The organism is Teichococcus aerofrigidensis (assembly GCF_054073225.1).
Map to the genome: position 1 here is coordinate 20257 of NZ_JBSXMU010000020.1, position 25957 is coordinate 46213.

A 25957-nucleotide genomic window follows, 5' to 3' on the forward strand; every position below is an offset into this window, starting at 1 on the left:
GTCAGCGGGCCAGGCGCGCCGCCTCCTGGGCCTTGTCGCGCGCCCTGGCGTAGCGCTCGCGCGCGAAGGCCGCCCAGGCCTGTTCCAGCTCGGCCTGCCGCGGCCCTTCCGCGCGCTGGCCGCCAAAGGCGCCGGCCACCGCCGGCCCGCTGGCCTCCGCCTCGCTCACCGGCATGGCGGCGATCAGGTCGCGCGCCTCCTGCACCAGGCTCCGCGCCGCGGCATTGTCCTTCTTCTCCAGCGCCGCCTCGGCGGCCTGGATGGCCCGGGTCGCGCCCTTCAGCGCGTCGAGCTGGAAGGTGATGAGCTGGTCGAAGAGCGTGTCCACCACGGCGGTCCGCTTCTCGGAGACATCGACGTCGAAGCGGACGCGGGCGCCGAGCGAGGGGTCCTTGAAGGGGTTGGGATAGTCCGCGGGCGCCTGGGCATAGATCTCCGGATTGACCGGCAGGCGCCGGATGCCCGGCTCCAGCAGCACCGCCTGGCCGGCGGGGGAGAGCAGGAACTCGACGAAGGCCTGCGCCCCCGCGGTGTTGGGCGCGCGGGCGACGATGCCGACATTGGCCGGCACGATGGTCGTCACGGTCGGGTAGACGAACTTCACCGGGAAGCCCGAGGCCTGGGCCGAGAAGGCGAAGAAGTCGATGACGATCCCGACGCCGACCTGCCCCGAATTCACCGCCTCGGGCACGCCGAAGGACCGCTCGGTGATGGTGCGGAAATTGCCGGCCATGGCCTTCAGGAGGCGCCAGCCCTGATCCCAGCCATCGCCCTGCAGCATGGTCTCGATGGTCAGGTGCGTGGTGCCGGAGCGCGAGGGCGCGGCGATGGCGACATGGTCGTGGAACACCGGCAGCGCCAGGTCGCCCCATTCCTTCGGCGCCGGCAGGCGGTTGGCGCGGGCGTAGCGCTCGTTCCACATGATGCCGTAGCCCGAGGCGGCGAAGCCGAAGTACTGGCCGTCGGGATCGTTGGTCGGCATGGAGCCCACGCGCGGCGCGATGCCGGTCGCCTTCGGCGTGTAGCGCTGCAGCAGCCCCTTCGACTTCAGCACCTCGAAGGCATCGGGCGCCGAGGCCCAGAAGACGTCCACCTGGTTGTTGCCCCGCGTCTCCTCCAGGTACTTCACGCCGGCATTGGTGTTGCGGTTCTGCACGTCGAGCGTCACGCCCGGCATGGCCTTCTCGAAGGCGGCCTTGAAGGGGTCGGTGACATCCTTGGAGAAGGAGGTGACGACCGTGACCTTGCCGGCCTGCGCCCGCGCGCCCGGCGCCAGCAGGGCGCCGGACAGGCCGAGCGTGGAGGCCAGAACGAAGCTGCGACGCTGCATGACGATCTCCCGTTTTTCGTGCTTGTCATGGAAGTGTCACGAAAGCGGGGCTGCCGCAACAGGAAGCGGGCCCGCCGTTCAGCCGAGCCGCGGATCGAGCCAGGGGCGGGGCTGCGGCTGCCAGGGCGAGGCCCGGGCGGCGGCCTCGTCCAGCGCGACGCCGAGCCCGGGCTGGTCGGGCGCCGCCGCCGCGCCCTGGCGGAAGGCGAGCGCCGCGCCGCCCTCGACCAGGCTGAAGAAGCGCTCCGTCTCGCCGTACTGCACCTCGAGCCAGAGCAGGTTCGGCAGCACGGCGCAGAGATGCAGGGAATGCGCGTGGCAGACCGGCCCGGTCGGATTGTGCGGCGCGACCTCGATCCCGGCTGTCTCCGCCAGGGCAGCGATGCGGCGGATCTCCTCATGCCCGCCGGCATGCTTGATGTCGGGCATCAGCACGTCGTAGCAGCCCGCCTCGATCATGCGGCGGTAGGCGCCGAGGCCGCTCAGCGTCTCCGCCCCGGCGAGCCGCATGCCGCGCTCATTGGCCATGCCGCGCAGGCGCCGGATCTCGGGCAGGTTGGCCTCGGCGACCGGGCATTCGAGCCAGAACAGGCCGAAGGGCGCGACGTCGCGCAGCAGCGCCGCCGCGCCGCCCGGCGAGAAGCGCCAGTGCGCGTCCACCATGACCTCGACATCCGGCCCCACCGCCGCGCGCACGGCGGCGATGCGCGCCAGCCCCTCGGCATAGGCGGCGCGCTGCGCCCGCGCCTCGCCGCCGGCGTCGAGCCAGATCAGCGGCTCGAAAGGGGCGAGCTTCACCGCCAGGAAGCCCTCAGCCACGGCGCGGCGGGCGGCGGCGGCGAAGCCCTCCGGCGTGCGCGGGGAGGCGCCGCGGTTGATGTTGGCGTAGAGCGTGATCCGGTCGCGCAGCGCGCCGCCCAGGAGTCGATGGACCGGCGCGCCCTGGGCCTGCCCGGCGATGTCCCAGAGCGCCGCCTCGAAGGCGCTGTGCACGGTCTGCGCCACCAGCCCGCCGGGGGCGTGCGGCGGCGCCGGGCAGAGCCGGTTGCGCAGCAGCGGGTCCTCGCCGGCGACGCGGGCGCCGAGCCGCGCCGCCTCGGCGGCGAGCCCCGCCTCCTCGCCCGACAGCGTGCATTCGCCGAGGCCGGTGAGGCCGGCATCGGTGCGGATCAGCAGGAAGCACCAGTTGGTCCGGGGCGTCACCCGGACGCCCAGCATCTCGGCGGCGGTGATCCGCATGCCCGTCACTCCGCCTGGATGCCGGCCTGTCCGGCCAGTTGCTTCCATTGCCGGATATCCGAAGCGATGCGCTCCGCGAAGACCTCCGGCGGCGAGATGACGAGCTGCCCGCCCAGGCGGCGGATGCGCCCGCGCAGAGGCTCCGACGTCCGCAGCGTCACCAGCGCGGCCAGCAGCCGGTCGCGAATCGGCTCCGGCGTGCCGGGCGGCGCCAGGATGCCGTTCCAGGCCAGGGTCTCGAAGCCGGGCAGCACCTCCGCCACCGCCGGCACGCCGGGCAGTTCCGGCACCGGCGCGCGCGCGGTGACGGCGATGGCGCGCACCTCGCCCCGCTCGATATAGGGCATGACATTGACAAGGTTGGCGAACATCAGCGCGGTGTCGCCGGCGATGACCGACTGCGCCATGGCCGGCGTGCCGCGATAGGGGATGTGCAGGATGTCGAGCCCGGCGCGGGCCTTGAACAGCTCCATCGACATATGCGCCGAGGAGCCGATGCCGCCGGAGGCATAGTTCAGCGAGCCGGGCGCGGTGCGCAGCATGGCGATCAGCGCCGGCAGGTCGCGCGCCGGCAGCAGCCGCTGGTTGACCACCAGCACGTTCGGCCCCTGCACCAGCAGCGACACCGGCTCGAAGGCGCTGGCGAGGTCATAGGGCAGGTTGCGGTAGATCGCGGCGTTGATGCCGTTGGAGCCGGCATTGCCGAAGAGGAAGCTGTAGCCGTCCGGCGCCGCCTTCCAGGCGGCCTCGACACCGATGCGCCCGCCGGCCCCGCCGCGGTTCTCGATCACGAAGGGCTGGCCGAGCAGGGCCTCCAGCTCGGGCGCGATGAGCCGCGCCGTGGTGTCGTTGCCGCTGCCGGGGCTGTCGGGGAGGATCAGCCGCACCGGGCTTTCCGGCCAGTCCGCGGCATGGCCCCCCGGCATGGCGCGGGCGGCGCGCGGCGCCAGGGCGGCCGGCGGGGCGGCCAGGGCGAGGGCGAGCAGGGCGCGGCGTACAGGCATGGCGGTCCTCCTGTCTTCCGGCGAAGTTTGAGGTCACTCCGGCGGCGCCGCAACCGGCGCGTGCGGCGGCGCGGCACCCGCCCGGCGCGGTGAACTTGCGGTGAGCGGCGGGGCCGCCGCGGCCAGGGCCGGCGCGGCGATGCGATTCCCGGGATGCGCGCCGCCATCGCCCTCCCCTATGCTGACGCGGGATGAGAGGATCTCCTGCATGAACGAGCCGGGCCGGGATCTGTCCACCGAACGGGCCTCCGAGCGGGTGGTCAGCCTGAGCCGGGCACGGGACGACAAGCTCTGGGCCGTCGTCGCCACGCTCGGCCGCCGCCGCCGTGTCGCGGAGATCTTCGCCAGCCGCGCCGCCGCCGATGCCGATCGCAACTGGCGCGAGCAGCAGGTGCAGGCCTATGCGAGCTTCCTGCGCAGCTCCAGCATGCCGGTGCCGGTCTATACCGTCGCGGCCATCCGCCGCGCCGAGCTGCCCCGCCGCTGGCAGCCGCTGCCGGCGCTGGGCTTCCTGCGCGGGCAGTTCGCCTGACGCCTGCTTGGCGACCCCCGGCGCCGAGGCGGCCCCTCCGCCATCCGGCCCGGCCGCGCCGGGGGCCTGCACCCACCGACGCTTCGTGATAGCAGGGCGGCGCGGCCGGTGCGCGAGCCGGTCCGCCGCGACGCAGAGCAGCAGAGGTCCCGCATGGCAGAGCCATCCTTTCCCCCGACCCGGCCGGCCGATCCGGATCAGGTCACGCCGGCCGGCTGGAAGGCCCTGGCGGGCTCCACCCTGGGCTATGCCATGGATGGCTTCGACCTGCTGATCCTGGGCTTCATGCTGCGCGCCATCTCGGCCGATCTCGGGCTCAGCCAGGCGCAGGCGGCCTCGCTGGTGACGGCGACGCTGGTCGGCGCGGTGATCGGCGGCATCGGCTTCGGCATGCTGTCGGACCGGCTCGGGCGCGTGCGGGTGCTGACCTGGACCATCGTGCTCTTCGCCGTCTTCACCGGCCTCTGCGCCTTCGCCCAGGGCTACTGGGACCTGCTGATCTACCGCACCATCGCCGGCATCGGGCTGGGCGGCGAGTTCGGCATCGGCATGGCGCTGGTGGCCGAGGCCTGGCCGGCCAGCAAGCGCGCGCGCGCCTCCTCCTATGTCGGCCTCGGCTGGCAGGCGGGCGTGCTGGCGGCGGCGCTCCTGACGCCGCTGCTGCTGCCCTCGATCGGCTGGCGCGGCATGTTCATCATCGGCCTGCTGCCCGCCTTCGCCGCCTATTTCATCCGCAAGAACCTGCACGAGCCGGAGGTCTTCGTCGCCCGCGCGGCACGCCCCGGCCAGGCGCGCTCCTCGCTGCGGCTGCTGGTGGCCGACCGCGAGACGACGCGGCGCAGCATCGGCATGGTCATCCTCTGCTCGGTGCAGAACTTCGGCTACTACGGCGTGATGATCTGGCTGCCGAACTACCTGTCGAGCCGCTTCGGCTTCGGGCTGACGCAGTCGGCGACCTGGACGGCGGTGACCATCCTCGGCATGGCCGCCGGCATCTACGCCTTCGGCCATGTGGCCGACCGCGTCGGCCGCAAGCCCGCCTTCTTCGGCTGGATGCTGGGCGCGGCCGTCATGGTCGTGGTCTATGCCGGGCTGACGGACCCCATGGCGCTGCTGATCGGCGGCGCCGTGATGGGCTTCTTCGTCAACGGCATGCTGGGTGGCTACGGCGCGCTGATGAGCGAGCTCTACCCGACGGCGGCGCGCGCCACGGCGCAGAACGTGCTGTTCAACATCGGCCGCGCGGTCGGCGGCTTCGGCCCGCTGGTGGTGGGCGCCGTGGCCGCCGCCTGGGGATTCCAGACCGCCATCGCGCTGCTGGCCGTGCTCTACCTGCTGGACATCCTGGCGATGTGGAGGCTGATCCCGGAGAAGCGTGGCGCCGAGCTGGCGTGAGCGGGCGGGCGGGATTTCCCCTTGCCATTCCGCGGCCAGGGCGGAGACTTCGGGAAAGCGCCAGAACCAGGGAGAAGCCGCCATGGCGGAAAGCCCGCACGACCCCGCCGACCGGCCCGTCATCGCCCTGGCCATGGGCGACCCGGCCGGCATCAGCCCCGAGCTGACCGCCCGCGTCCTGGCCGATCCCGAGGTGCTGCGCGCCGCCGGGCTGATCGTCATCGGGGACCGCAGGGTGCTGGAGGACGGCGCGCGCATCGCCGGCGTCACTCCCGACATCGCCGTCATCGCGCCCGAGGCGCCGCTGCCGCGCGACCTGTCGCGCCCGGTGCTGATCGACCTCGGCACGCTGGATCCGGCGACGGTCGCGCGCGGCAGGATCAGCGAGGCCGGCGGCCGCTTCGCCGCCGGGAACTACCGCCATGCCCTGGCACTGGCCGCGCGGGGCGAGGCCGATGCCGTGGCCTTCACGCCCTTCAACAAGGCGGCGATGCGGCTCGCCGTGCCGGATTACGACGACGAGATCGCCTTCACGGCGCGGTTCATCGGCTTCGAGGAACAGGCCAAGGAGTTCAACGTGCTGGAGGGGCTGTGGAATGCCCGCGTCACCTCGCACGTGCCGCTCTCCGGCGTGGCGCCGCTGATCACCCGCGGGGCCATCCTCGACAACCTGACCCTGACCGACCAGGCCCTGCGCGATTCCGGCCTGGCGCGGCCGCGCATCGCCGTCGCCGCGCTCAATCCGCATGCCGGCGATGGCGGCAATTTCGGACGCGAGGAGATCGATATCATCGGTCCGGCGGTGGAGGAGGCCAAGGCGGCGGGCATCGCCTGCGACGGGCCCTTCCCCTCCGACACCGTGTTCCTGCGCGCCCGGCGCGGCGACTTCGACGCCGTGCTCACCATGTTCCATGACCAGGGGCAGATCGCCATGAAGCTGATCGGCTTCGAGCAGGGCGTGACCCTGCTGGGCGGCTTCCCCTTCCCGATCTGCACGCCCGCGCATGGCACGGCCTATGAGATCGCCGGCCAGGGCGTCGCGCATCCGGGCGCCGCCCGCAATGCGCTGCTGCTCGCCGCCCGCATGGGCGCGGCGCGCCGCCGGCCCCGGCCGGAGGCGGCCACCTCGCTGGCCGCGGCGCGGGAGGCGATGCGGCCGGGCCGCGACACGGCCGCCTGAACGCCCGCCGCTACTGCTTCTCGATCCCGGCCTGCGTCACCACCTCCTGCCACTTGGCCAGCTCGGCGCGGACGAAGGCCTGGGCCTGCTCCGGCGTGCTGCCGACCGGCGTGGCGCCGAGCGCGGCGAAGCGCTCGCGGACACTGTCCACCTTGAGCTGCGCGGCGGCATCCGTGGCGATCTTCGTGGCGATGGGCCCCGGCAGGCCGGCGGGCGCGATGATGGCGCCCCAGGTGGCCGCCTCGAAGCCGGGCAGGCCGCTCTCCGCCACGGTGGGCAGGTCGGGCAGCGCCGGCACGCGCTGCGCGGCGGTGGTGGCGATGGCCTTCAGCTTGCCGCCCTGCACATGGCCGAGCACGGCGGGCAGGGTGTCGAACATGACGTCGACGCGGCGGCCGATCAGGTCGGGATGCGCGGCGGTGGAGCCGCGATAGGGCACGTTGACCATCGGCGCGCCGACGCGATGGGCGAACATCTCGGCGGCCAGGTGCACGGCGCCGCCGGTATTGGCGAAGGTGACCTCGCCCGGCTTCGCCTTCACCATCGCCATCAGCTCCCGCACCGTGGCGGCGGGAAAGTCCGGCGCCGCCACCAGCACCAGCGGCACGGAGTAGATGACCGTGAGGACGGAGAAGTCCTGCAGCGTGTCGAAGGGGGTGGTGTAGAGCGCGGCATTCACCGCGTGGTTGACCGAGACGAAGCCCAGCGTGTGGCCGTCGGCCGGCGCCTTGGCCACGGCGTCGCTGCCGACGATGCCGTTGGCGCCGGTGCGGTTCTCCACCACCACCGACTGCTTCCAGAGCGGCGTCAGCTTCTCCGCCAGCAGGCGCGCGGCGATGTCGGAGGCGCCGCCGGGGGTATAGGGCACGATGATGCGCACGGTCTGCCGGGGCCAGGCGGCCTCGGCGGCGCGGAGCGGCGGGGCGAGCAGGCCCAGCGGGGCCATCAGCGCGGTGCGGCGGGCGATCCTCATGGTCTTTGGCCTCTTGTTCCGTTTGTTCTGTGCTTGGACGTCGTGGCGCGCCCGGGGGGGGCGGGTGCCCCCCTCCGGCTTCATGCGGCGGCGGTGGCGCGCAGCAGCCCCCATTCGCCGAGGCGCCCACGCAACTCCGCCTCGGCGCGCGGCGTCAGCGGCCAGGCGGAGGGCGGGCGGGTGGCGCCGCAATCATCGCCCATCATGCGCAGCGCCGCCTTCACGACCGAGACATTGGTGCCGTTCTGCTCCTCGGCCCGCAGCGCCTCGAAGGCGGACATGGTCTCGATCAGCGCGGCCGCCGTCTCGTAGTCGCCGGCGGCGAGCGCGGCGTGGATGGCGACCGAGTGCTCCGGCCAGACATTGATCAGGCCGGAGGTGTAGCCCCGCGCGCCGACGGCGTAGAAGGGCGGCGCCCAGGTCTCGGCCAGGCCGCCGACCCAGGCGATGCCCATGCCGCGGGTGGCGCGGATCATCTCGCCCAGGCGCAGCGGCGAGGGCGCCGCCCATTTCACGCCGACCACGCCCGGCACCTGGCAGAGCTTCAGGATGGCGTCCTGGCCGATGCCGTCGTTGCGCAGATAGAGCACGACCGGCAGGCCCTGGCCGGCCTCGGCTACGCGCTCGACATAGGCCACCACGCCGCGCGGCGAGACGAAGGGGTCGGGCGGCTGGTGCACCATCAGCGCGCTGGCGCCGGCGGCCCTCGAGGCGCGGGTCAGCGCCACGGCGTCATGGACCGAGCGGCCGATGCCGGCCAGCAGCGGCACGCGCCCGCCCACCTGCTCGGCGGCGACATGCACCATGCGCTCCGCCTCGGCCGTGGTCAGGCCGTAGAACTCGCTGGTGTTGCCATTGGCCACCAGCACATGCACCCCGGCGCCGATGGCGCGCTCCACCACCGGCCGCAGCCGGGCGGGGGCGAGCCGGTCCTCGTCGTCGAAGGGGGTGACGAGGATGCCGGAGATGCCGCCGAGCGCGGCGCCGAGCCGCGCGTGGTCCTGGGTCATCGGGGTGTTCCCTTGTCGATGGGTGTCCCGGAGGCCTCGGCGACGAGCGCGTCGAGGATGCCGCTGGCCTCCAGGGAGCGGTGGATATGCGCCCGCATGCGCGCCTCGGCCGCGGCCGGGTCGCGGCGGCGGATGGCGGCGACGATGCCGGCATGCTCGCGCCAGGCGCGACGCGGCTCCTGCGGCGTGGCGCGCAGCGCGCGCAGCCGGCCGAAATGGTCGTAGGCCCGCAGCGCCTCGAGCGAGCGCAGCAGGAAGGCATTGGCGGTCATGCCGTTGATCAGCTCATGGAACCGCTCATTGGCCTCGGCCAGCAGGGCGATGGCCGCGGCCCCGTCCCGGCTCAGGCCGCGCATGCGGGCGAGCTGCTCCTCCAGGGCGGCGACCTCCGCCGGCCCGGCCCGACGGGCGGCGAGGCCGGCGGCGGTGCCTTCGAGGGCGACGCGGATCAGCCCCATCTCGGCCAGCCGCTCCGGGGTGAACTCGACGACCAGCGTGCCGCGCCGCGGCAGGGTGACGACCATCCCCTCGGCCTCCAGCCGCCCCAGCGCCTCCCGCACCGGCTGGGCGGAGATGCCGAGGGACTGGGCGAGGGAGCGCTCCGAGACGCGCTCGCCGCCGGGCAGGCTGCCGTCCACGATGGCGTCGCGCAGGCGGCGATAGGCGCGCTCGGCCAGGGAGAGGACATCCTCGGCGGTCAGGGGCGGCAGGCCGGCGACGGGGGGAAGCATGCGGGAAGATTTAGGTGTCGTGGCCTGAAACTGCAATAGCAGATTTCAGATGCCAGCTTCGCCTCGCTGGACAGCCCCCCGCCCGCTTGCGAGGCTGCACCGTCCGCGAACTCGGCGGTCGCCGGTCCCTGGGAGAACTCCATGACTGATCTGAACGAGTATCTGGCGCAGAAGCGCCTCGCCGTCCTGGCCAGGCAGAAGGCGGCGGAAGCCGATCCGCGCCCGGTCGCGGTGAAGGCGCGGGTGCGCGCCATGGGGCGCAGCGGCATCCGCGAGATCCGCATCCGCGACTTCCAGATCATCAGCGACAGCAAGCCGGATCTCGCCGGCTACGACCTCGGCCCGGGCTCGCCGGAGATGCAGCTCGGCGTGCTCGGCTCCTGCATCACGCATATCACCCTGATCCAGGCGGCGCTGCGCGAGGTGCCGCTCGACGCGGTGGAGGTGGAGGTCGAGGCGGACCAGCATCCGCCCGTGGGCGAGACGGCGACGCCGAGCGGTCCGCTGCACCCGCACAACATCCGCTACCGGCTGCGCCTCGAATCCACCGCGCCGCCCGAGACGCTGCGCGCGCTGCACGAGGCCATCGAGGCGGCCTGCCCGATCCTGAGCCTGCTGGTCAATCCGCAGAAGGTCGCGGGCGAGATGCTGCTGAACGGCGAGACGATCAGCCGCCTCTCGCGCGGCTGATCGGGGCGGCGCGGCCGGGGGAGGATCCCTCCCGCCGGCCGCCGGCCTTAATGCAGCACCATCGCGGTGAAGGGCGGCACATAGGCCTGGAGCGTCACCAGCAGCCCGACCAGCACCGCCAGCGCGATGGAGTGGAAGAAGACGTAGCGCAGGATGTCGCCCTCATGGCCGAACCAGTTGGTGGCGGTGGAGGCGACGACGATGCTCTGGGCATCGATCATCTTGCCCATCACGCCGCCCGATGAATTGGCCGAGGCCATCAGCACCGGCGAGAGGCCGAGCTGTTCCGCCGTGATCTTCTGCAGGCCGCCGAACAGCACGTTCGAGGCGGTGTCGGAGCCGGTCAGGGCCACGCCGAGCCAGCCGAGCAGCGTGCCGAACAACGGGTAGAACACGCCGGTATTGGCGAAGGCGAGGCCCATCGTCGCGTCCAGCCCCGAATAGCGCGTCAGGTAGCCGAGGCCGAGCATGGCGGCGATGGTGATCAGCGAGTAGCGGACCCGCCAGATGGTGCTGCCATACTCGCGGATCAGCGCCAGCGGCGAGAAGCCCATCAGCAGCCCGCCCAGCACGGCGGCGGCGAGGATGCCGGTGCCGGTCATCGACAGCAGGCCGAAGGCGAAGACCGCGCCCTCCGGCACCGGCTCGGCGACGACGGGCGGCACCTTCACCACCATGCGGTGCAGCCCCTCGATCGGGAAGCTGGCCGACCAGAGGCCGTTCAGCAGGTTGCGCGTGGTCTGCAGGCCCCAGATGAAGACGAAGACCGTCAGGATCAGCCAGGGCATCCAGGAGCGCAGCACCGCGCCGCGGTCCTCCGCCGCCGCGCCGCCCGGCGTCATGCGCGCCACGGGCGGGGCGTCCATCATCTCGCCCCCATGGCCGGTGCGGGCCGCGGCGGGGGCGGTGCCGCGCGCCGCCGCCTTGGCCGCCACATCGGCTTCCGCCCGGCCGCGCAGCGAGGGATCGCGCCAGATCCGCTTCGGCTGCCAGACGCGCATGAAGCCGACCAGACAGGCCATCGAGACCAGCGCCGCGATCACGTCCACCAGATAGGGGCCGTGGTAGTTCGAGACGAGGAACTGCGGCACGGCGAAGGAGACGCCGGTGACCAGGATGGCGGGCCAGATCTCGATCATCCCCCGCCAGCCGGCGAAGGCCCAGATCAGCCAGAAGGGCACCAGGACCGAGAAGAAGGGCAGCTGGCGCCCGATCATCGCCGAGAGGGTGTAGACATCGAGCCCGGTGACGCCGGCCAGCGCGATGACCGGCGTGCCCAGCGCGCCGAAGGCCACCGGCGCGGTGTTGGCGATCAGCGACAGGCCGGAGGCGGCGAGCGGCGAGAAGCCCAGGCCGATCAGCAGCGCCGCGGTGACCGCGACCGGCGTGCCGAAGCCAGCCGCGCCCTCGAAGAAGGCGCCGAAGGCGAAGGCGATCAGCAGCAGTTGCAGCCGCCGGTCCTCGGTAATGCCGCCGATGGAGCGTTGCAGGATCTCGAAGGAGCCGTTCACCACCGTCAGCCGGTAGAGGAAGATGATGTTCAGCACGATCCAGCCGATCGGGAACAGGCCGGAGAGGATGCCGAGCAACGTGGCGCGCCCGGCGATGCCGCCCGGCATGCCGAAGACGAAGACGGCGACGAGGAAGGCGACGAGGAGGGCGGAGATCGCCGCCCAGTGCGCCGGCACCTTCAGGAAGGCCAGGGCGATGAGCATGGTGGCGACAGGAATCGCCGCCACCAGGGCGGAAAGCAGGATCGACCCGAAGGGATCGTAGAACTGGTTCCACGGCATTCGAACTGGGCTCCCGGAGGGTGGTGGCACGGTTGTCGCGGTGGCGAATCGGCTCCGCCCCCGCATGATGCACGCCCCCGGCGGGGGCTGTGACATTCTGTTTCAAATGCCCCCGGCCGTTCTTGGCCTCCCGGATGTTTCAACCTCCCCGCCCGGGCGGCCGGGGCAGGTCCGCGGCGCGGCGGTGGAGCCTGGTCAGGATGGTGTCGAGCGCCGCCAGCTCCCCCGGCCGAGAGCGCCCCCGCCAGCTCCGCCTGCAGGGCGCGGGCGCGCGGCACGATGCGGCGGTACAGCGCCTCGCCCCGCCGCGAGAGCCGCAGCTGCGGAGCGCGCCGGTCGCCCGGCAGCGGCTCGCGCCGGATCAGCGCCTTGCCGTCCAGGCGGATCACGGCGCGGCTGACCTTCACCCGGTCCATCTCCGTGCGGGCGATCACCGCCTGGGTGGAGAGCGGCTCGCCCTCGCCCGGCACCGCCAGGACGCGCCATTCCGGGATGCTGGATCGAGGCGGGAAGGGCTAGAGGTGGGAAGGGGCGGGGCGGTGGGACCTCCCCTTCGAGGGGGGAGGTCCGGGCCGTGTCACATCAGGCCCGTCGCCACGCTCCACAGCAGTGCCATGAACAGCACGGCCACAACGGCGGCCAGCTGGATCGGATTTCCCAAAGGCCCTTTCTCCCTCCAACGGCCGGGTCAGAGCCCGGTCCCGGAGGGTAGCTAGCAGATTCTTACTGAAAGAAACAATGCGTGACCGTGGTCCGCTCCCGGGAGGGCAGTGCGGTCAGAGATAGGGCGGCTGCCGCACCAGCCCGGCCTCGGCGAAGTATTCCTCGTTCCGCAGCGCCCAGAGGCGTTCGTGGGCGGCGACCAGCGTCTCCGCGTTCCAGCGGAAATTGCGGTCGGCCGGGCTGCGGAAGACCACCCTCTCCAACACATGAAGCAGATCCCGCGCCACCTCCAGGTCCTTCTGGTCGCAGGCCTGATGGAAGGCCATCCAGAGCTTGTCGGAGAGGCGGCGCGTTTGCCGTGTGGGGGGCACGCCGCTTTTCGGGGAGCGCGAAAGGTGGGACATGACAGGCCTCGGGCTGGACACTTCTCCTATAACGAACCCGGGTGGTATTCCAGCGTTGAGAGTGTCTCATGAGTTGTGCGTGACGGGGATTTCTTACCGCTGGCGCGAGAGGGGCGGGCGGGCCTTGGCCCTCCTTCTCGCCACGCCCCTGGCCCTGCTCCCGGCCACCGGCCTGGCGGCCGAGCCGCCGCTGCCGCGCGCCCAGCGCCCCGGCCTGGGCGCCGAGGACCCCCGCCGCCCGGTGACGGCGGAGGAGGCGCCCTGGACCGGCCTGGCACGGGTGCAGACCACGCTCGGCGGCCGCTGCACCGGCGCCCTGGTCGGGCCGAGGCTGGTGCTGACCGCCGCGCATTGCCTCGCCGCGCGCACCGGCCGCTGGGTGCGGCCGGGCTCGGTGCATGTGCTGGTGGGCTACCACCTCGGGGAATGGGCGCTCCATGCCCGTGTGGAAGCCTTCGAGACCGGCGCGGCGGCCCCCGCATCCGGCGCGCCGGGCGGGGACTGGGCGCTGTTGCGGCTGGACCGCGACCTCGCCGGCCCGGAGCGTGTGCTGCCGTTGCTGCGCGATCCGCCGCCGCGGGGGGCGCCGGCGATGCTGGGCGGCTACCAGCAGGACCGCGCCGAGCGGCTGATGGCCGACACCGACTGCCGGCTGCTCGGGCCGGCGCGCGACGCGACCGGCCGGCCCCTGCTGCGCCATGGCTGTTCCGGGACGCGCGGCAGCAGCGGCGCGCCCCTGCTGACGCGCGACGGCGAGGGACGCTGGGCGGTGGCGGGGGTCGTGGTGATGGCGGAGGCGCGGCGGGCGGGCGGCATCGCGGTTCCGGTCGGCGCCATCGGCCCATTGCGCTGAGGGCGGCGCGGTAATTGAGAATGAATTGCAATTGCAGAAGGGTGGCGCCAAGATGCGGCCTCCGGCGCCGCCGCGCCCAGCCATCCCGCAGGGGAGAGTCATGTCGCCATCCCGCTCCGACTCCGTCCGCCATCTGCCGATGTTCGAGCACGCCCTGCTCTGGGCGATGCGCTTCTGGGGCTGGCAATGCCGCGGATGCTGCGCGGCGCCCTCGGCCCGCATCGGCCAGGTCTTCGCCGATCTCGGCGCGCCGGAGGCGGCGGCGGATTTCCACGGCATGATGCGCGGCCTCTTCTCGACCCGGAGCGGGCAGCCCCGCCTGTCCCCGCTGGGCGACACGGCCCTGGCCCCGGATGAGCGGCTGCTGCTGGACGTGCTGGCGCTGCAGCAGGCGCGCCGCTCGGCCGAGGGCGTGGCGCTGCTCGGCATGCTGATCCCGCACGACCGGGCGCTGACCGGCTATGCGTGCATCGTGCGCCTGATCGCGGCCTTCAACGCGGCGGGGCACCGGCTGGAGCGGCCCCTGGCCGCGGCCTCGGCAGGCCCGCTGGTCGTCTGGCCCGCACCGGTGGCGGCCCGGCGCCACGCCGATCCGGTGGCCTCCCGCCCCGCCGACTGATCCGCGCCCGATCCGGAAGGAACGGCCCGAAAGAAACGGCAGACAAACCGGCCTCGCGGGTGCAGCATCGGCGGCCATGCCGAATGTGACCGAAGCCGAGCTGATCGGCCTGGTGGCTGCCGCGCGGTCCGCCGCGCGCGGCGATCCCTTCGCCAATCCCGCCCTGTCCGTGGCCCTGGCGCTGAGCCGCCGGCTGGATGACGGCCAGGCCAGCCATGCCGAGCTGGCGGCGACGCTGCGCCAGATCGGCCGCGCCGCCTTCGCGGACAAGGCCCGCCGCCTGGCGCGCGGCGCCGGGCCGAAGGGCGCCGACGCGGCGCTGGCCGCCATCGCCACGCGCATCGCCCGCCCCGACCCGGATGACAGCCCGGTGCCGCTGGCGGTCTTTCGCGCCGCCTGCGAACGGCCGCGCGCCGCCGCCGTCTTCACCGCGCATCCGACCTTCAGCCTGCCGCGCGCCACCGCCCAGGCCCTGGCCCAGGCGGCGGGCGGTATCGATCCGCCCGACCCGCTGCCGCTGCGCCCGACCGCCCCTACCCTGGAGGACGAGTTCGAGCAGGCCGCCGCCGCCATCGCCAATGGCCGCGACGCGCTGGACCGGCTTGCCGCCGCCTTCCTCGGCACCGCCCGCGCCATCTGGCCCGATCGCTGGACGCAGCTCGACCCCCGCCCGGTGCTGCTGGCCTCCTGGGTTGGCTACGACACCGACGGCCGCACCGATATCGGCTGGCAGGACACGCTGCGGCTGCGGCTGCGGATGAAGCGGCTGCAGCTCGCCCGCCTGGCCGCCCAGCTCGCTGCCCTGCCGGAGCCCTGCACCGCGGCGCTTCGGGCCCGCGTCGCCGAGGCGCTGGCGGCGGTGCGGACGCAGATCGAGGCCTGCCCGCCTCCCGGCGCGGTGGTGCCGGAGCGCGCCCAGGCCTTCGCCCATGCGCTGGTCGGGCTGCGCGACGTGGCGCTGAGCACCCCGGCGCCGCTGCTGGCGCTGTTCCCGGCCGCCATCGCCGCGGCGCCCGAGGATCAGGCGCGCCTCGCCCTCTGCGTCGCCCGCGCCGGCCTCGTCGCGCATGGCCTCTCGCTGGCCCATACCCAGGTGCGGCTGAACGCGGCGCAGCTGCACAACGCCGCCCGGCTGCGCTTCCCCCATCTCGGCAATCCCGAGGACCCGGCGCGGCGCCGCGCCCTCTTCGCCGCCATCAACACCGCGCTGGAGGAGGCGGCGGCCGAGCCGGTCGATATCGGGGGGCTGATGGCACAGCAGGCCTCGGCCACCCGGCTGATGATGACGGTGGCGCAGATCGCCAAGCACATCGACGCCAGCCAGCCGATCCGCTTCCTCGTCGCCGAGACCGAGAGCGGCTACACCCTGCTCGCCGCCCTGCTGCTGGCCCGCCTCACCGGGGTCGAGGACCAGGTCGAGATCTCGCCGCTCTTCGAGACCGCCGAGGCGCTGGAGCGGCGCGGCGAGCGGGTGGTGGAGGAGGCGCTGCGCAGCCCGCAGTTCCGCGCCCATCTGCGGCGCGTCGGCCGGCTCTGCCTGCAGTTCGGCTATTCCGATTCCGGCCGCTACATCGGCCAGATCGCCGCCACCCAGCTGATCGAGCGGCTCAAGCTGCGGGTCATCGACCTGCTGGCGCGGCACGGGCTGGACGATCTCGAGGTGGTGCTCTTCGACACCCATGGCGAAGGGTTGGGACGCGGCGGCCATCCGGACGGGCTGGCGGCGCGCTTCGACTACCTGGACCCGCCGGCGGTGCGGGCCGCCTTCGCCCTGCGGGGCATCCACGCCCGGCTGGAGACGGCCTTCCAGGGCGGCGACGGCTATCTCTATTTCGGCACGCCCTCGCTCGCCCATGCGGCGGTGGCGCGCATCGCCGAGCATGCCTTCGCGCCGCCCTCGGCCGGGACGCCCGAGGGCGAGCCGGACCCGGTCTATGCCGAGGGCGGCTTCGCCTCGGATCTCTTCGCCGGCGCCCGCGCCGCCTTCGGCGCGCTGGTGGAGGACCCCGGCTATGCCGTGCTGCTCGGGGCCTTCGGCACCGCGCTGCTCGACCCCACCGGCTCACGCCCGGCGGCGCGGCAGAGCGAGACCGGCGGGCCGGTCACCATCCGCCATGTGCGCGAGTTGCGCGCCATCCCCAACAACGCCGTGCTGCAGCAGCTCGGCTTCCTGGCCAATCTGATGCACGGGCTGGGCAAGGGCGCGGTGCAGGAGGTCGAGGCCTTCGCCGAGCTGATGCGCCGCAGCCCGCGCTTCGCCAATGCCATGGCCTTCGCCCGCGCCGGCCTCGCGCTCTCGGACACGCAGGTGCTGCGTGGCTATGTCGCCAGCCTCGATCCCGGCACCTGGCTCGACCGCGCGGCGCAGACCCGCCGGCCCGGCCGGGCCGAGGCGCTGGTCGCCGTCGCCCGGGCACTGGAGACGCTCGGCCTCGGCGATCCGGCGCGCGGGGTGTTCCGTCGCCTCAAGGCCGACGACCTGGCGCTGCGCGCCGCCTGGCCGCGGGAGGAGGATGGCGACGAGCCGCGGATGAGCGACCGGCTCTTCGCCCTGCACGCGCTGCGCCTCTGCCTGATCCACCGCATCTGGCTGCTGGCGGTGGAGGTGCCGGATTTCTCGCCGCGCCATGGCATGACGCGGGAGGGGCTGGTGCAGCGGCTGCTGCGGCTCGACGTGCCCGCGGCGGTGGCGCTGCTCGACGAGGTCTTCCCGGCCGCCGAGCCGCCGGGATCGGCGCTCGACTTCGCCGAGCCGCCGGCGCCGCGCCATGGCGGCTATGGCCGCGAGCAGCGCGAGATCACCCAGCCGCTGCGCGAGCTTTTCGCGCTGGTGCGGGAGGTCAGCGCCGTGATCAGCCTGGAATGCGGCGCCTTCGGCTGAGGTGCCGCCCCGCCCTCAGCCGCCGATCACCTCGTCCGTCACCACCTGGAACTTCGCCAGGATGTTCGGCCCGAAGGTGGTGCTGATGGCGACGTCGGTGGCGTCGCGCCCGCGCGCCATCAGGATGCGGCCGATGCGCGGCGTGTTGTGGCGCGCGTCGAAGGTGTACCAGCGGTCGCCGAGCCAGACCTCGAACCAGGCGGAGAAGTCCATCGGCGCGTCCACCGGCGGTATGCCGATGTCGCCGAGATAGCCAGTGCAGTAGCGAGCCGGGATGTTCATGCAGCGGCAGAGCGTGACGGCGAGATGCGCGAAGTCGCGGCAGACGCCGACGCGCTGCTCGAAGGCGCCGGAGGCGGTGCGCGTCGGGTCGGCATAGGGGTAGCCGAAGGTGATGTGGTTGTGGGTGAAGTCGCAGATCGCCTGCACCATGCCCCAGCCCGGCTGCAGATGGCCGAAGAGCGACCATGCGGTGTTCGTCAGCCGGTCGGTGTCGCAGTAGCGGCTGCCGAGCAGGAAGACGAGCATGTCATCCGGCAGCTGCTCCACCGGGTGCTGCCGCGCCCAGGGCTCCACCGCATCTGGCAGGCCGGAATCCTGCACGTTGAAGTTGGTGAAAAGGGTCAGCCGCCCGGCCGGCGCCACCACCCGGGTGCAGCGGTTGCCGAAGCTGTCGTAATAGGTGCGCTGGCTGACCGGCGGGTCGAGCTGCAGCAGGTTCGGACCACGGATGTCGGAATCGCGCGAGGGATGCGTGCTGAGCATCAGCAGCATCGGCGTCGGTTGCGGGCAATCATAGGCGATCTCGAAGCCCGCGTTGATCAGCATGGGGCATTCTTCTCCGGCAGGGGGGCGGGGGAGGCAGGGCGGAGCGCTGGAGGCCAGGGGCGGAAACCGCGCCATGGCGGAAACCGGCCGGGCGGGCCGAGGTTTCGTGGCGGCTGCGGGGACGGGACGCGGCCCGGGCAAGGACAGGAAGGCAAGGCACGGACCTCCCGCGAAAACGGCATGGTGCCCTTCGTCCAGCCTGGCCCGGGCGCCGTCCCATCGGGAGAACGTGGCCTCGGGGAGCCGTCCGGGCACCGGGCGGATTATTGCTCACAGGCCCTGTGCGGGCGCATTTCCCCAGTGCCGCCATCCTCTGGCGGCCGTGCCCTTTGTGGCCCTTCGTCACGAATTTTGGCATGCCGGCGCTATCGGCGCCAAGGCTTTATGGGGTCATCGACCCTGGGGCGGCGGCGCAGGAACGGGAGACACGAAACCGGGAGGAAAATGGAAGTTTCATCAAATTCCCATTAAATGAGAGAAAGTTTCCTGAAATACACAATGTCGCATTTTCTGCATGAGCTTCGGCGTGTCAGCGTGTCGCCTGCAACCTCGCAGGGCGGCACGGGCCGCCGCGCGCACAGGCCGCTGGTCGGCCTTCCTTCTCAGGAGACGGCTCATGCATGTGCCTACCCCCCTCGACACCCTGATCGACATCCCCAACGCCCTCGCGGAGGACCGGACCTATTTCCGGCCCGACGAGACGGCGGCGGCGCTCGGATACTACCGCCGCGAGGGCTATGTGGTGATCCGCGGCCTGCTGCCCGCCGCGCTCTGCGACGACATCCGCGCCGCCTTCCACGCGCAGGTGCGGCCCTCGGCCACGCCCATCCTGCGCCAGAAGAACATGCGCTACGAACGCAACCGGTTCGATGCCGACGGCTTCCTCGCCAATCCGATCTTCAACGTGCAGGACCTGCAGACCAGCCGCCACGGCCGCTTCAGGGAGCGCGCCCTGGCGGCGGTGACGCAGGCCCGCGTCGGCGCGCTGACCTCGGCGCTGATCGGCGCCGGCCGCACCAAGCTGATCCAGACCATGTTCTTCGAGGCCCCCGCCGGCACCTGGGCGCATCAGGACAGCTACTACCAGGACAGCGCCGTGGCGCTCGGCCGCTGCATCGCCGGCTGGTACGCGCTCGAGGATGTGCATGCCGCCGCCGGGCGCTTCTATGTCTGCCCGCGCAGCCACGTCACCGTGCCGGTGCTGCGCAATGCGGGGGAGTACGACTTCGCCACCGGCCATGACCGCTACCGCCGCGCCGTGCTGGAGGTGATGCGGCGCGAGGGGCTGGAGATCCGCGCGCCCTTCCTGGCCAAGGGCGACGTGCTGTTCTGGAACTCGCTGACCGTGCATGGCAGCTTCGCCCCGGCCGGGCGGGGCGTCTCCCGCGCCTCGCTCACCGCGCACTACCTGCCGGAGGGTGACGACATGCTGCAATTCCACACCCGCGTGCGGCACCAGCGGATGATCACGGTGAACGGCATGCCGGTGGCGCAGCTGCACGACCAGGACCGGCTGGGAAACCGCCTGGTGCGCGGTATCGCCGCCCATGCGCCCGGCCCCTGGGCGGCGGCGCGCAAGCTCGCCATGCGGGGCCTGTTCCTGGCCGGCAAGATGAGGCGGCGGCGGGAGGCGGCCCAGGGCCAGGTCAGCCCGGCGGAGTGAGGCCAGCGGAATGAGGAGGGCGCCGAAGGCGCGGGCCTCCATCCGGCCGCGCAGGGGCCGCCGGGCTATCCGGCTCCGGTCCGTCCGCTCGGACCCCGCCGCCTCGCCCTCACTCGCCCCGCGGCAGCGCGCGCAGGGCCCGCGCCATGGCCCAGAGGCCGAGGGCCAGCAACAGGGCCAGAAGCACCGGGTAGAAGACCGCGCCGGCCTTCTCCCGCCCGTGCAGGACGTATTCGGCGTTCTGCGACAGCAGGGTGAGCATCAGCCCCGAGAACACGCCCCAGGCGGCGAGCAGCCGCGCCGCGCCGCCACGCCAGCCGGCCCAGAGCAGGAGGGCGGCCACGGCCAGCTCGTCCAGCGCCAGGGGGACGAAGGCGGCGGTGCCGGCACGGCGGGCGATCTCGCCACCCGCCACCAGGACCGCCATCAGCACGGCCAGCCCGCGCAGCGACAGGATATGCCCGCGCAGCGACAGGACCCGCGCGCGCAGCGGTCGCATGCGGCGGTCAGACCCGCATCGGCATCAGCACGTAGAGCGCCTCGGGCTTGGCGGCATCCACCACCACCGTCGGCGCCGAGCCATCGGCGAAGCGGAACTCCACCCGCTCCGCGATCTGGTCGGTGATGTCGGCGAGGTAGCGCGCCTGGAAGCCGATCTCGATCGGACCGGACCGGTAGGACACGGCCTCGCTGTCCAGCTCCTCCTCGGCCTGCCCCTGGTCGGGGCTGCTGGCGGTCAGCGTCAGGCTGTCCTGCCGGATCGCGAGCTTCACCGGGCGCGAGCGTTCGGAGGAGATGGCGGCGACGCGGGCGACGGCGTCCGAGAAGGCCTTCTTGTCCACCGTCAGGATCTTGTCGTTGCCGCGCGGGATGACACGCTCGTATTCGGGGAAGGTGCCGTCGATCAGCTTGCTGGTCAGGTGGACGCTGCCGAAGGCGAAGCGGATCTTGGTCTCGGAGAGCTTCACCTCGACCGGCTCGCTGGTCTCGTCGGCGAGCTTGCGGATCTCGTTGACCGTCTTGCGCGGCACGATGACGCCTGGCATGCCCTCGGCGCCCTCCGGCAGCGGCTCCTCGACGCGGGCCAGGCGGTGGCCGTCCGTCGCCACGGCGCGCAGCACCTTCTGGCCCTCGGCCTCGGTGGCGTGCAGGTAGATGCCGTTCAGGTAGTAGCGCGTCTCCTCGGTGGAGATGGCGAACTTGGTGCGGTCCACCAGCTCGCGCAGCAGGGTCGGCGTCACCAGGAAGCCGTGCGGCAGCTTCCCCTCGGTCATCGAGGGGAAGTCCTCCACCGGCAGCACCATCAGGCTGGTGGCGAAGCGGCCGGCGCGCAGCGCCAGCGGCGCGTCGCCGCCCGGATGGTCCAGCTCCACCTTGGCGCCGTCCGGCAGCTTGCGGACGATCTCGTAGAGCGTCGCCGCCGGGGCGGTGGTGCGGCCGGGGCGCGTCACAGTGACATCCGGCACCGCCTCGACGATGGCGATCTCCATGTCGGTCGCCGTCAGGGTCAGGCTGCCCTCCTGCGCCGCCAGCATGACATTGGCCAGGATGGGGATGGTGTTCCGCCGCTCGACCACGCTCTGCACATGCGCCAGCGCCTTCAGCAGCACCGCCCGGTCCACCGAGAACTTCATGGCAAGAACACCCCCCCGCGCGGAAGAAGAGGGGCGCGTCGGGCGCGCCCCGGGAATCATGGACAGTCGCCCTCTCTAACAGCCGGGCATGGCGCGGGAAAGGCGGGCCGAAAACCCGGAGGCGGCCGGATCGTTGAATTCCATGCCATGCCCCAGAGCCAGACCCTCCCCCCCAGCGCCAGCTGGGCCACGGACCGCCCCGCCATCCTCGGCGAAGGACCCCCCGGCGCGCCGCTGATGTTCGTCGGCGAGCAGCCGGGCGACGAGGAGGACCGACAGGGCCGCCCCTTCGTCGGCCCGGCCGGCAAGCTCTTCGATCGCGCGCTGGAGGCCGCCGGCATCGACCGCGCCGCGAGCTACGTCACCAACACGGTGAAGCACTTCAAGTACGTCCAGCGCGGCCCGCGCCGGCTGCACCAGAGCCCGGACGCCGGCGACATCAAGCTCTACCGCCCATTCCTGATGGCGGAGGTGGAGAGCGTGGCGCCGCGCTTCCTCGTCGCCCTCGGCGCCACGGCGACCCAGGCGCTGATGGGGCAGAAGCTGCCGCTGCTGAAGCTGCGCGGCCAGGTCTTCGAGGGGCCGGAGGGGCGGCCCGTCCTGATCACCGTGCATCCGAGCTACCTGCTGCGCCTGCCGGACGCGGCGCTAAGGAAGCAGGAGTTCGAGCGGTTCGTGGCGGAGCTGGGCCTGGCCGGGCAGGCGGCGCGCGGCGAGATCCGGCCAACGGGGCAGACGGCGGCGCAGGCGGACGGCCCGCCGCAGGGAAGTCTGCCCCTGTGACCTGACGGCGCACCGGCTTCTCACCCCGGCATGTGCCGGTCCAGCAGCGCTCCGGGCAGGGGCATGGCGCGGGCTGACCATGTCCAGAGCAGCCAGCACTCCACCTTCCGTCCCGGAAAGACCTGCCGCAGCAGGGCACGATAGGCCGCCATCTGCCGCAGGTAGAGCGCCGGGACGCCGCCGATCTCCTCCGGCGGCGGACGGTTGGTCTTGTAGTCCAGGATCAGCACCCGCTCTGGCGTCACCAGCATCCGGTCCACCTGGCCGGCCAGCGGCAGACCATTGACCCGCCCGGCGATCGGCGCCTCGGCCAGGCTGCCGGGCCCGAAGGCCGCCGCCAGCTCGGGCAGGCGCAGCAGCCGCATCACCTCGGCCAGGGTCGCCGCCCGCTCGGCCTCGGAGAGGTCATGGCCGGGCCTGGCCAGGAAGCGCCGCGCCGTCGCCTCCCGCTCCGCCTCCGCATAGTCCGGAAGGTGCTGCAGCAGCGCGTGCAGCAGCCGGCCGCGGCGGAAGCGCTCGCCGGTCGGATCGGCGCGGCCATGCGGCGCGGCGGTGGGCGTCTCCGTCTCGCCGGGAAGCGCCGAGGGGGAGAGGGTCAGCGCCATGCTCTCCGGCGCCGCCGGCCGGCCGATCCAGTCGGGCAGCGGCCCGGCCTCGCCCGGCTCGGCCTGTCCGGCCTCGGCGCGCGGCGGAGCGGTCTGGGCGCTGTCCAGGCAGCGCGCCGGTCCGGTGAAGCGGGCGGCGGGCGGCGCCCCGAAGGCCGCCGGCTCGAAGGCCAGCTCCCGGGCGCCCTCCAGGCGGGCGAAGCCCTGCGCCACCAAGTCGTACCAGGAGCCGGCCTTGGGCTCGCCCCAGGCGCAGACCAGCAGCCGGTCCTCGGCACGGGTCAGCGCGACATAGAGCAGCCGGTTCTCCTCCGCCGCCCGCGCCGCCTCCTCCGCTTCCATCAGCCGCGTCCAGGCGGGGGCGAAGAAGTCGCGGCGCGAGCGGGGCGCCCAGAAGGGCAGGGACGGCTCGCTCTCCTCCCAGCGCAGCGGCTTCTCGCCGCGGCCGCTGCCGACATCGGGCAGGATGACCACCGGTGCCTGCAGCCCCTTGGCGCCGTGCGCCGTCATCAGCCGCACCGCATCGACGCCCGATTCCGCCTCGCGCTTCACCTCCGCCCCGCCGCGCCGCAGCCATTGCACGAAGCCCTGCAGGCTGGGCGGATGGCGCGCTTCGAAGGCGAGCGCGGCGTTCAGCACCTCGTCCAGCGGGTCGGCGGCGTCGGGGCCGAGGCGGGCCAGGATGCGGGCCCGCCCGCCATGCTCGCCCAGCACCTCGGCCAGGATGGAGTGGGGGGTGGCGAGGTCGGCGCGGTCGGCCAGCGCGGCCAGCCAATCGGCGGCGCGGCCGGGCGCGGTGTCGCGCCCGCGCTCCTGCAGCAGCCGCCACCACAGCGGCTGCACCCGGCCGCCCGCCAGGGCGCAGAGCTCCTCCTCCGAGACGCCGCAGAGCGGGCTCTTGAGCAGGGCGGCGAGCTGCAGGTCGTCCTCCGGCAGCAGCAGCACGTCGATCAGCGCCAGCAGGTCCTGCACCGCGATCTGCTCGATCAGGCGCAGCCGGTCGAGCCCGCCCACCGCCACGCCGCGCGCCTTCAGCGCCCGCACGAGCAGGCCGCTGAAGGCGGTGCGGCGGCGCAGCAGCACCAGGATGTCGCCGGGGCGGATCGGCCGCCCGCCGCGCGCCGGCAGGGTCTCGTGCCGCACCATGTGGGCGATGCGCGCCGCCAGCGCCTCGGCCATCAGCGCCTCGGCGTCCTCCTCGGCCACCGGCGTCTCCGGCACCTCCCAGGCTTCCAGGGTGGCGGCCTCGGGCCGGGCCAGCGGCGGCCAGAGCTCGACCCGCCCGGCATCCCCGGCGCGGTCGGCGCGGTGCTCCAGCACGGCGCCCTCCGCCACCACGCCGCGCCGCGCCGGCCCTTCGGCGAAGACGGCATCGACGAGCGACAGCACCGGCGCCGTGGACCGGAAGGAGACGTTCAGCGGCACCACCTCGAAGCGCTGCTCCGCCGCCGCGATCTGCCGGGCGAAGCGGTGCGCGTAGCGGCCGAGGCCCGCGGCGTCGGCGCCCTGGAAGCTGTAGATCGACTGCTTCTCGTCGCCCACCGCGAAGATGCTGCGCCGCGTCTCCGGCTCGCGCGCGCCGAGGCCGGAAAAGAACTCGGCGGACAGCTTCTCCGCGATCTCCCATTGATGCGCGTTGCTGTCCTGCGCCTCGTCGAGCAGCAGGTGGTCGAGCCCGCCATCGAGCTTGTAGAGCACCCAGGCGCTGCCCGGATCGTGCAGCAGGCCGCGCGCGGCCTGGATCAGGTCGTCGAAATCCACCGCCCCCTGGCGCGCCTTCCGCGCCGCATAGGCCTCCAGCACCGGCTGGGCGAGGGCGAGCAGGGCGAGGCTCGCGGCGTGCAGGCGCCACGCCCTCCGCTCCTCCTCCACCGCCGCGATGCGCGCCGCCTCCTCGGCCATCAGGGCCTGCGCCTCCTCGGCGCGGTCCTTCAGGCCGGCCTTGGTGGCCATGTTTTTACGCGGCTCGCCCTTGTCGGTGAGGAAGATCCCGGCCCAGTCCTCCCAGCACACCTGGCGCGCCTCCACCGGCAGGTCGATCCAGGCCTTCATCCGCTCGCCGCGCGCGCGGTCGTTGGCATTGCCGCTGAGGCGCAGCAGACCGCTGGCGCGCACCATCTCCGCCCCCACCCGGGCACAGGCCGCGGCCAGCGCCTCCGCCTCGCCCCCCTCGCGCGGCAGCATCAGGCGGCGGCGCAGCACGGCGTCGCACCCGGCCAGCCCCCCGGCCCGGGCGATGGCGCCGCCCAGCCGGTCGCGCTCCTTCACCAGGCTCTGCAGCGTGTCGGCGAAATCCTCCGGGCTGCCGAGGCCGGCGATGGCCTCGATCGCCGCGGGGGGCAGCCGGCCGGAGGCCAGCGCCGCCTCGCGCGATTCGGCCAGCATCTCCGCCGCGTCCGCCTCCTCGATCAGAGTGAACTGCGGCGGCAGCCCGGCCTCCAGCGGGAAGCCGCGCAGCAGCGACTGGCAGAAGGCATGGATGGTGGCGATCCGCATGCCGCCCGGCTGCTCCAGCACCTCGGCGAAGAGGGCGCGGGCGCGGCGGCGCAGCGTGGCGTCCGGCGCGGCGCCGGTCAGCTCCTGCAGGCTGCGGCCGAGATCGGCCTCCTCGGCCACCGCCCATTCGCCGAGGCGGCGGGCCAGGCGGGTCGCCATCTCGGCCGCCGCCGCCTTGGTGAAGGTGAGGCAGAGGATGCGGCCGGGCCTGGCGCCGGGGCGCAGCAGCAGGCGCAGCACGCGGTCGGTCAGCACCTTGGTCTTGCCCGAGCCGGCCGAGGCGCCGACCCAGGCGGAGGCCTCGGGGTCCGAGGCGCGCCGCTGCGCATCCTGGGCGGCGGCGCGGGGCGAGAGATCGGTGCTGCTGCTCATGCCCCGGTTGTAGCCGGGCGGCCGCGCCGGGGCGATGGGCAAGGCGGCGGGAGGCGCGCGGCCGCCTCCCGCTGGGCGCCCCGATAGCGCGGCACGGAGCACCCGCCGTCACCGCCGGGCGGTTCCGGAGGCACGCGGCGATTCCCCTGGCGGGCCAGGGCGGTCTAGGCTTGGGCTTAGCGCTTCAGCCGAAAGGGCCGCACCGATGCCGAGACGCCGCCACCTCCTCGCCGCCGGCCTGGCCGGCGCCTGCGGCCTGCCGGCCGACCGGGTGCTCGC

At 73.3% G+C, this 25957-nt stretch carries 23 protein-coding genes; 10 read left to right on the forward strand and 13 right to left on the reverse strand.

Annotated elements, in window-relative coordinates; all coding sequences use genetic code 11:
* Window position 1: 1 nt before the first annotated feature.
* The 3 genes from ACVMLK_RS06990 to ACVMLK_RS07000 form a co-directional block, all read right to left on the reverse strand.
* Window positions 2-1330 (reverse strand): ABC transporter substrate-binding protein, encoded by a 1329-nt coding sequence (locus ACVMLK_RS06990; RefSeq protein WP_457485977.1) that lies wholly within the window; start codon window positions 1328-1330, stop codon window positions 2-4.
* Between the two features lie 78 nt (window positions 1331-1408).
* Window positions 1409-2569, reverse strand: coding sequence for a mandelate racemase/muconate lactonizing enzyme family protein (locus ACVMLK_RS06995; protein ID WP_457485978.1), 1161 nt, complete (start codon window positions 2567-2569; stop codon window positions 1409-1411).
* A gap of 5 nt (window positions 2570-2574) precedes the next feature.
* Window positions 2575-3573 carry a Bug family tripartite tricarboxylate transporter substrate binding protein gene (locus tag ACVMLK_RS07000; protein ID WP_457485979.1) on the reverse strand — a complete coding sequence of 333 codons (999 nt, stop codon included), beginning with the start codon at window positions 3571-3573 and terminating at the stop codon, window positions 2575-2577.
* Between the two features lie 208 nt (window positions 3574-3781).
* Here ACVMLK_RS07000 and ACVMLK_RS07005 point away from each other — a divergent pair, with 208 nt between their 5' ends.
* The 3 genes from ACVMLK_RS07005 (at window position 3782) to ACVMLK_RS07015 (ending at window position 6680) form a co-directional block, all read left to right on the forward strand.
* Window positions 3782-4105: a hypothetical protein gene (locus ACVMLK_RS07005; RefSeq protein WP_232476924.1), complete on the forward strand. Its 324-nt coding sequence runs from the start codon at window positions 3782-3784 to the stop codon at window positions 4103-4105.
* Window positions 4106-4258: 153 nt separating this feature from the next.
* Window positions 4259-5500, forward strand: coding sequence for an MFS transporter (locus ACVMLK_RS07010; protein ID WP_422922688.1), 1242 nt, complete (start codon window positions 4259-4261; stop codon window positions 5498-5500).
* Window positions 5501-5582: 82 nt separating this feature from the next.
* Window positions 5583-6680 carry a 4-hydroxythreonine-4-phosphate dehydrogenase PdxA gene (locus tag ACVMLK_RS07015; RefSeq protein WP_457485980.1) on the forward strand — a complete coding sequence of 366 codons (1098 nt, stop codon included), beginning with the start codon at window positions 5583-5585 and terminating at the stop codon, window positions 6678-6680.
* 10 nt (window positions 6681-6690) lie between these two features.
* On the opposite strand, the gene ACVMLK_RS07020 is transcribed toward ACVMLK_RS07015, so the two are convergent.
* From ACVMLK_RS07020 to ACVMLK_RS07030, 3 genes are all read right to left on the reverse strand, one after another.
* Window positions 6691-7653, reverse strand: coding sequence for a Bug family tripartite tricarboxylate transporter substrate binding protein (locus ACVMLK_RS07020; RefSeq protein ID WP_457485981.1), 963 nt, complete (start codon window positions 7651-7653; stop codon window positions 6691-6693).
* An 80-nt stretch (window positions 7654-7733) separates the two neighbouring features.
* Complete coding sequence (locus ACVMLK_RS07025; protein ID WP_198365450.1) at window positions 7734-8663, reverse strand: dihydrodipicolinate synthase family protein; 930 nt, start codon at window positions 8661-8663, stop codon at window positions 7734-7736.
* Window positions 8660-9394: a GntR family transcriptional regulator gene (locus tag ACVMLK_RS07030; RefSeq protein ID WP_457485982.1), complete on the reverse strand. Its 735-nt coding sequence runs from the start codon at window positions 9392-9394 to the stop codon at window positions 8660-8662. Before ACVMLK_RS07030 ends, ACVMLK_RS07025 begins: the two co-directional genes overlap by 4 nt.
* A gap of 141 nt (window positions 9395-9535) precedes the next feature.
* Between ACVMLK_RS07030 and ACVMLK_RS07035 the strand changes: the two genes are divergently transcribed.
* Window positions 9536-10084: an OsmC family protein gene (locus ACVMLK_RS07035; protein WP_422922691.1), complete on the forward strand. Its 549-nt coding sequence runs from the start codon at window positions 9536-9538 to the stop codon at window positions 10082-10084.
* Between the two features lie 47 nt (window positions 10085-10131).
* On the opposite strand, the gene ACVMLK_RS07040 is transcribed toward ACVMLK_RS07035, so the two are convergent.
* Both ACVMLK_RS07040 and ACVMLK_RS07045 read right to left on the reverse strand, forming a co-directional pair.
* Window positions 10132-11877, reverse strand: a complete 1746-nt coding sequence (locus ACVMLK_RS07040; RefSeq protein WP_457485983.1) for an L-lactate permease — start codon at window positions 11875-11877, stop codon at window positions 10132-10134.
* Entirely contained in the window at window positions 11775-12311 is a 537-nt protein-coding gene (locus ACVMLK_RS07045; protein ID WP_457485989.1) for a MarR family winged helix-turn-helix transcriptional regulator, read from the reverse strand. The genes ACVMLK_RS07040 and ACVMLK_RS07045 overlap by 103 nt, the downstream gene beginning before the upstream one ends.
* Between ACVMLK_RS07045 and ACVMLK_RS07050 the strand changes: the two genes are divergently transcribed.
* Window positions 12247-12396, forward strand: coding sequence for a hypothetical protein (locus ACVMLK_RS07050; RefSeq protein ID WP_457485990.1), 150 nt, complete (start codon window positions 12247-12249; stop codon window positions 12394-12396). The genes ACVMLK_RS07045 and ACVMLK_RS07050 overlap by 65 nt on opposite strands.
* A gap of 257 nt (window positions 12397-12653) precedes the next feature.
* Here the strand turns inward: ACVMLK_RS07050 and ACVMLK_RS07055 are convergent, their stop codons facing one another.
* Window positions 12654-12866, reverse strand: a complete 213-nt coding sequence (locus tag ACVMLK_RS07055; protein ID WP_232476982.1) for a hypothetical protein — start codon at window positions 12864-12866, stop codon at window positions 12654-12656.
* A 202-nt stretch (window positions 12867-13068) separates the two neighbouring features.
* On the opposite strand from ACVMLK_RS07055, the gene ACVMLK_RS07060 reads away from it, so the two are divergent.
* From ACVMLK_RS07060 to ACVMLK_RS07070, 3 genes are all read left to right on the forward strand, one after another.
* Window positions 13069-13797, forward strand: coding sequence for a trypsin-like serine peptidase (locus tag ACVMLK_RS07060; protein WP_457485984.1), 729 nt, complete (start codon window positions 13069-13071; stop codon window positions 13795-13797).
* A 139-nt stretch (window positions 13798-13936) separates the two neighbouring features.
* Window positions 13937-14416, forward strand: a complete 480-nt coding sequence (locus ACVMLK_RS07065) for a hypothetical protein (protein WP_457485985.1) — start codon at window positions 13937-13939, stop codon at window positions 14414-14416.
* A 76-nt stretch (window positions 14417-14492) separates the two neighbouring features.
* Window positions 14493-17297 carry a phosphoenolpyruvate carboxylase gene (locus tag ACVMLK_RS07070; protein WP_422922695.1) on the forward strand — a complete coding sequence of 935 codons (2805 nt, stop codon included), beginning with the start codon at window positions 14493-14495 and terminating at the stop codon, window positions 17295-17297.
* 15 nt (window positions 17298-17312) lie between these two features.
* Here ACVMLK_RS07070 and ACVMLK_RS07075 read toward each other — a convergent pair whose 3' ends face one another.
* Window positions 17313-18125: a transglutaminase-like domain-containing protein gene (locus ACVMLK_RS07075; protein WP_198365458.1), complete on the reverse strand. Its 813-nt coding sequence runs from the start codon at window positions 18123-18125 to the stop codon at window positions 17313-17315.
* A 616-nt stretch (window positions 18126-18741) separates the two neighbouring features.
* Between ACVMLK_RS07075 and ACVMLK_RS07080 the strand changes: the two genes are divergently transcribed.
* Entirely contained in the window at window positions 18742-19788 is a 1047-nt protein-coding gene (locus ACVMLK_RS07080; RefSeq protein ID WP_457485986.1) for a phytanoyl-CoA dioxygenase family protein, read from the forward strand.
* A gap of 109 nt (window positions 19789-19897) precedes the next feature.
* On the opposite strand, the gene ACVMLK_RS07085 is transcribed toward ACVMLK_RS07080, so the two are convergent.
* Both ACVMLK_RS07085 and dnaN read right to left on the reverse strand, forming a co-directional pair.
* Window positions 19898-20287: a hypothetical protein gene (locus ACVMLK_RS07085; RefSeq protein WP_198365460.1), complete on the reverse strand. Its 390-nt coding sequence runs from the start codon at window positions 20285-20287 to the stop codon at window positions 19898-19900.
* Between the two features lie 7 nt (window positions 20288-20294).
* The gene (gene dnaN / locus ACVMLK_RS07090; RefSeq protein ID WP_198365461.1) at window positions 20295-21422 is read right to left on the reverse strand and encodes a DNA polymerase III subunit beta; all 1128 of its coding nucleotides are present in this window, start codon (window positions 21420-21422) and stop codon (window positions 20295-20297) included.
* Window positions 21423-21569: 147 nt separating this feature from the next.
* Here dnaN and ACVMLK_RS07095 point away from each other — a divergent pair, with 147 nt between their 5' ends.
* Window positions 21570-22205, forward strand: a complete 636-nt coding sequence (locus ACVMLK_RS07095) for a UdgX family uracil-DNA binding protein (protein ID WP_457485987.1) — start codon at window positions 21570-21572, stop codon at window positions 22203-22205.
* A 20-nt stretch (window positions 22206-22225) separates the two neighbouring features.
* On the opposite strand, the gene addA is transcribed toward ACVMLK_RS07095, so the two are convergent.
* Window positions 22226-25678, reverse strand: coding sequence for a double-strand break repair helicase AddA (gene addA / locus ACVMLK_RS07100; protein ID WP_457485988.1), 3453 nt, complete (start codon window positions 25676-25678; stop codon window positions 22226-22228).
* Window positions 25679-25957 lie beyond the last annotated feature (279 nt).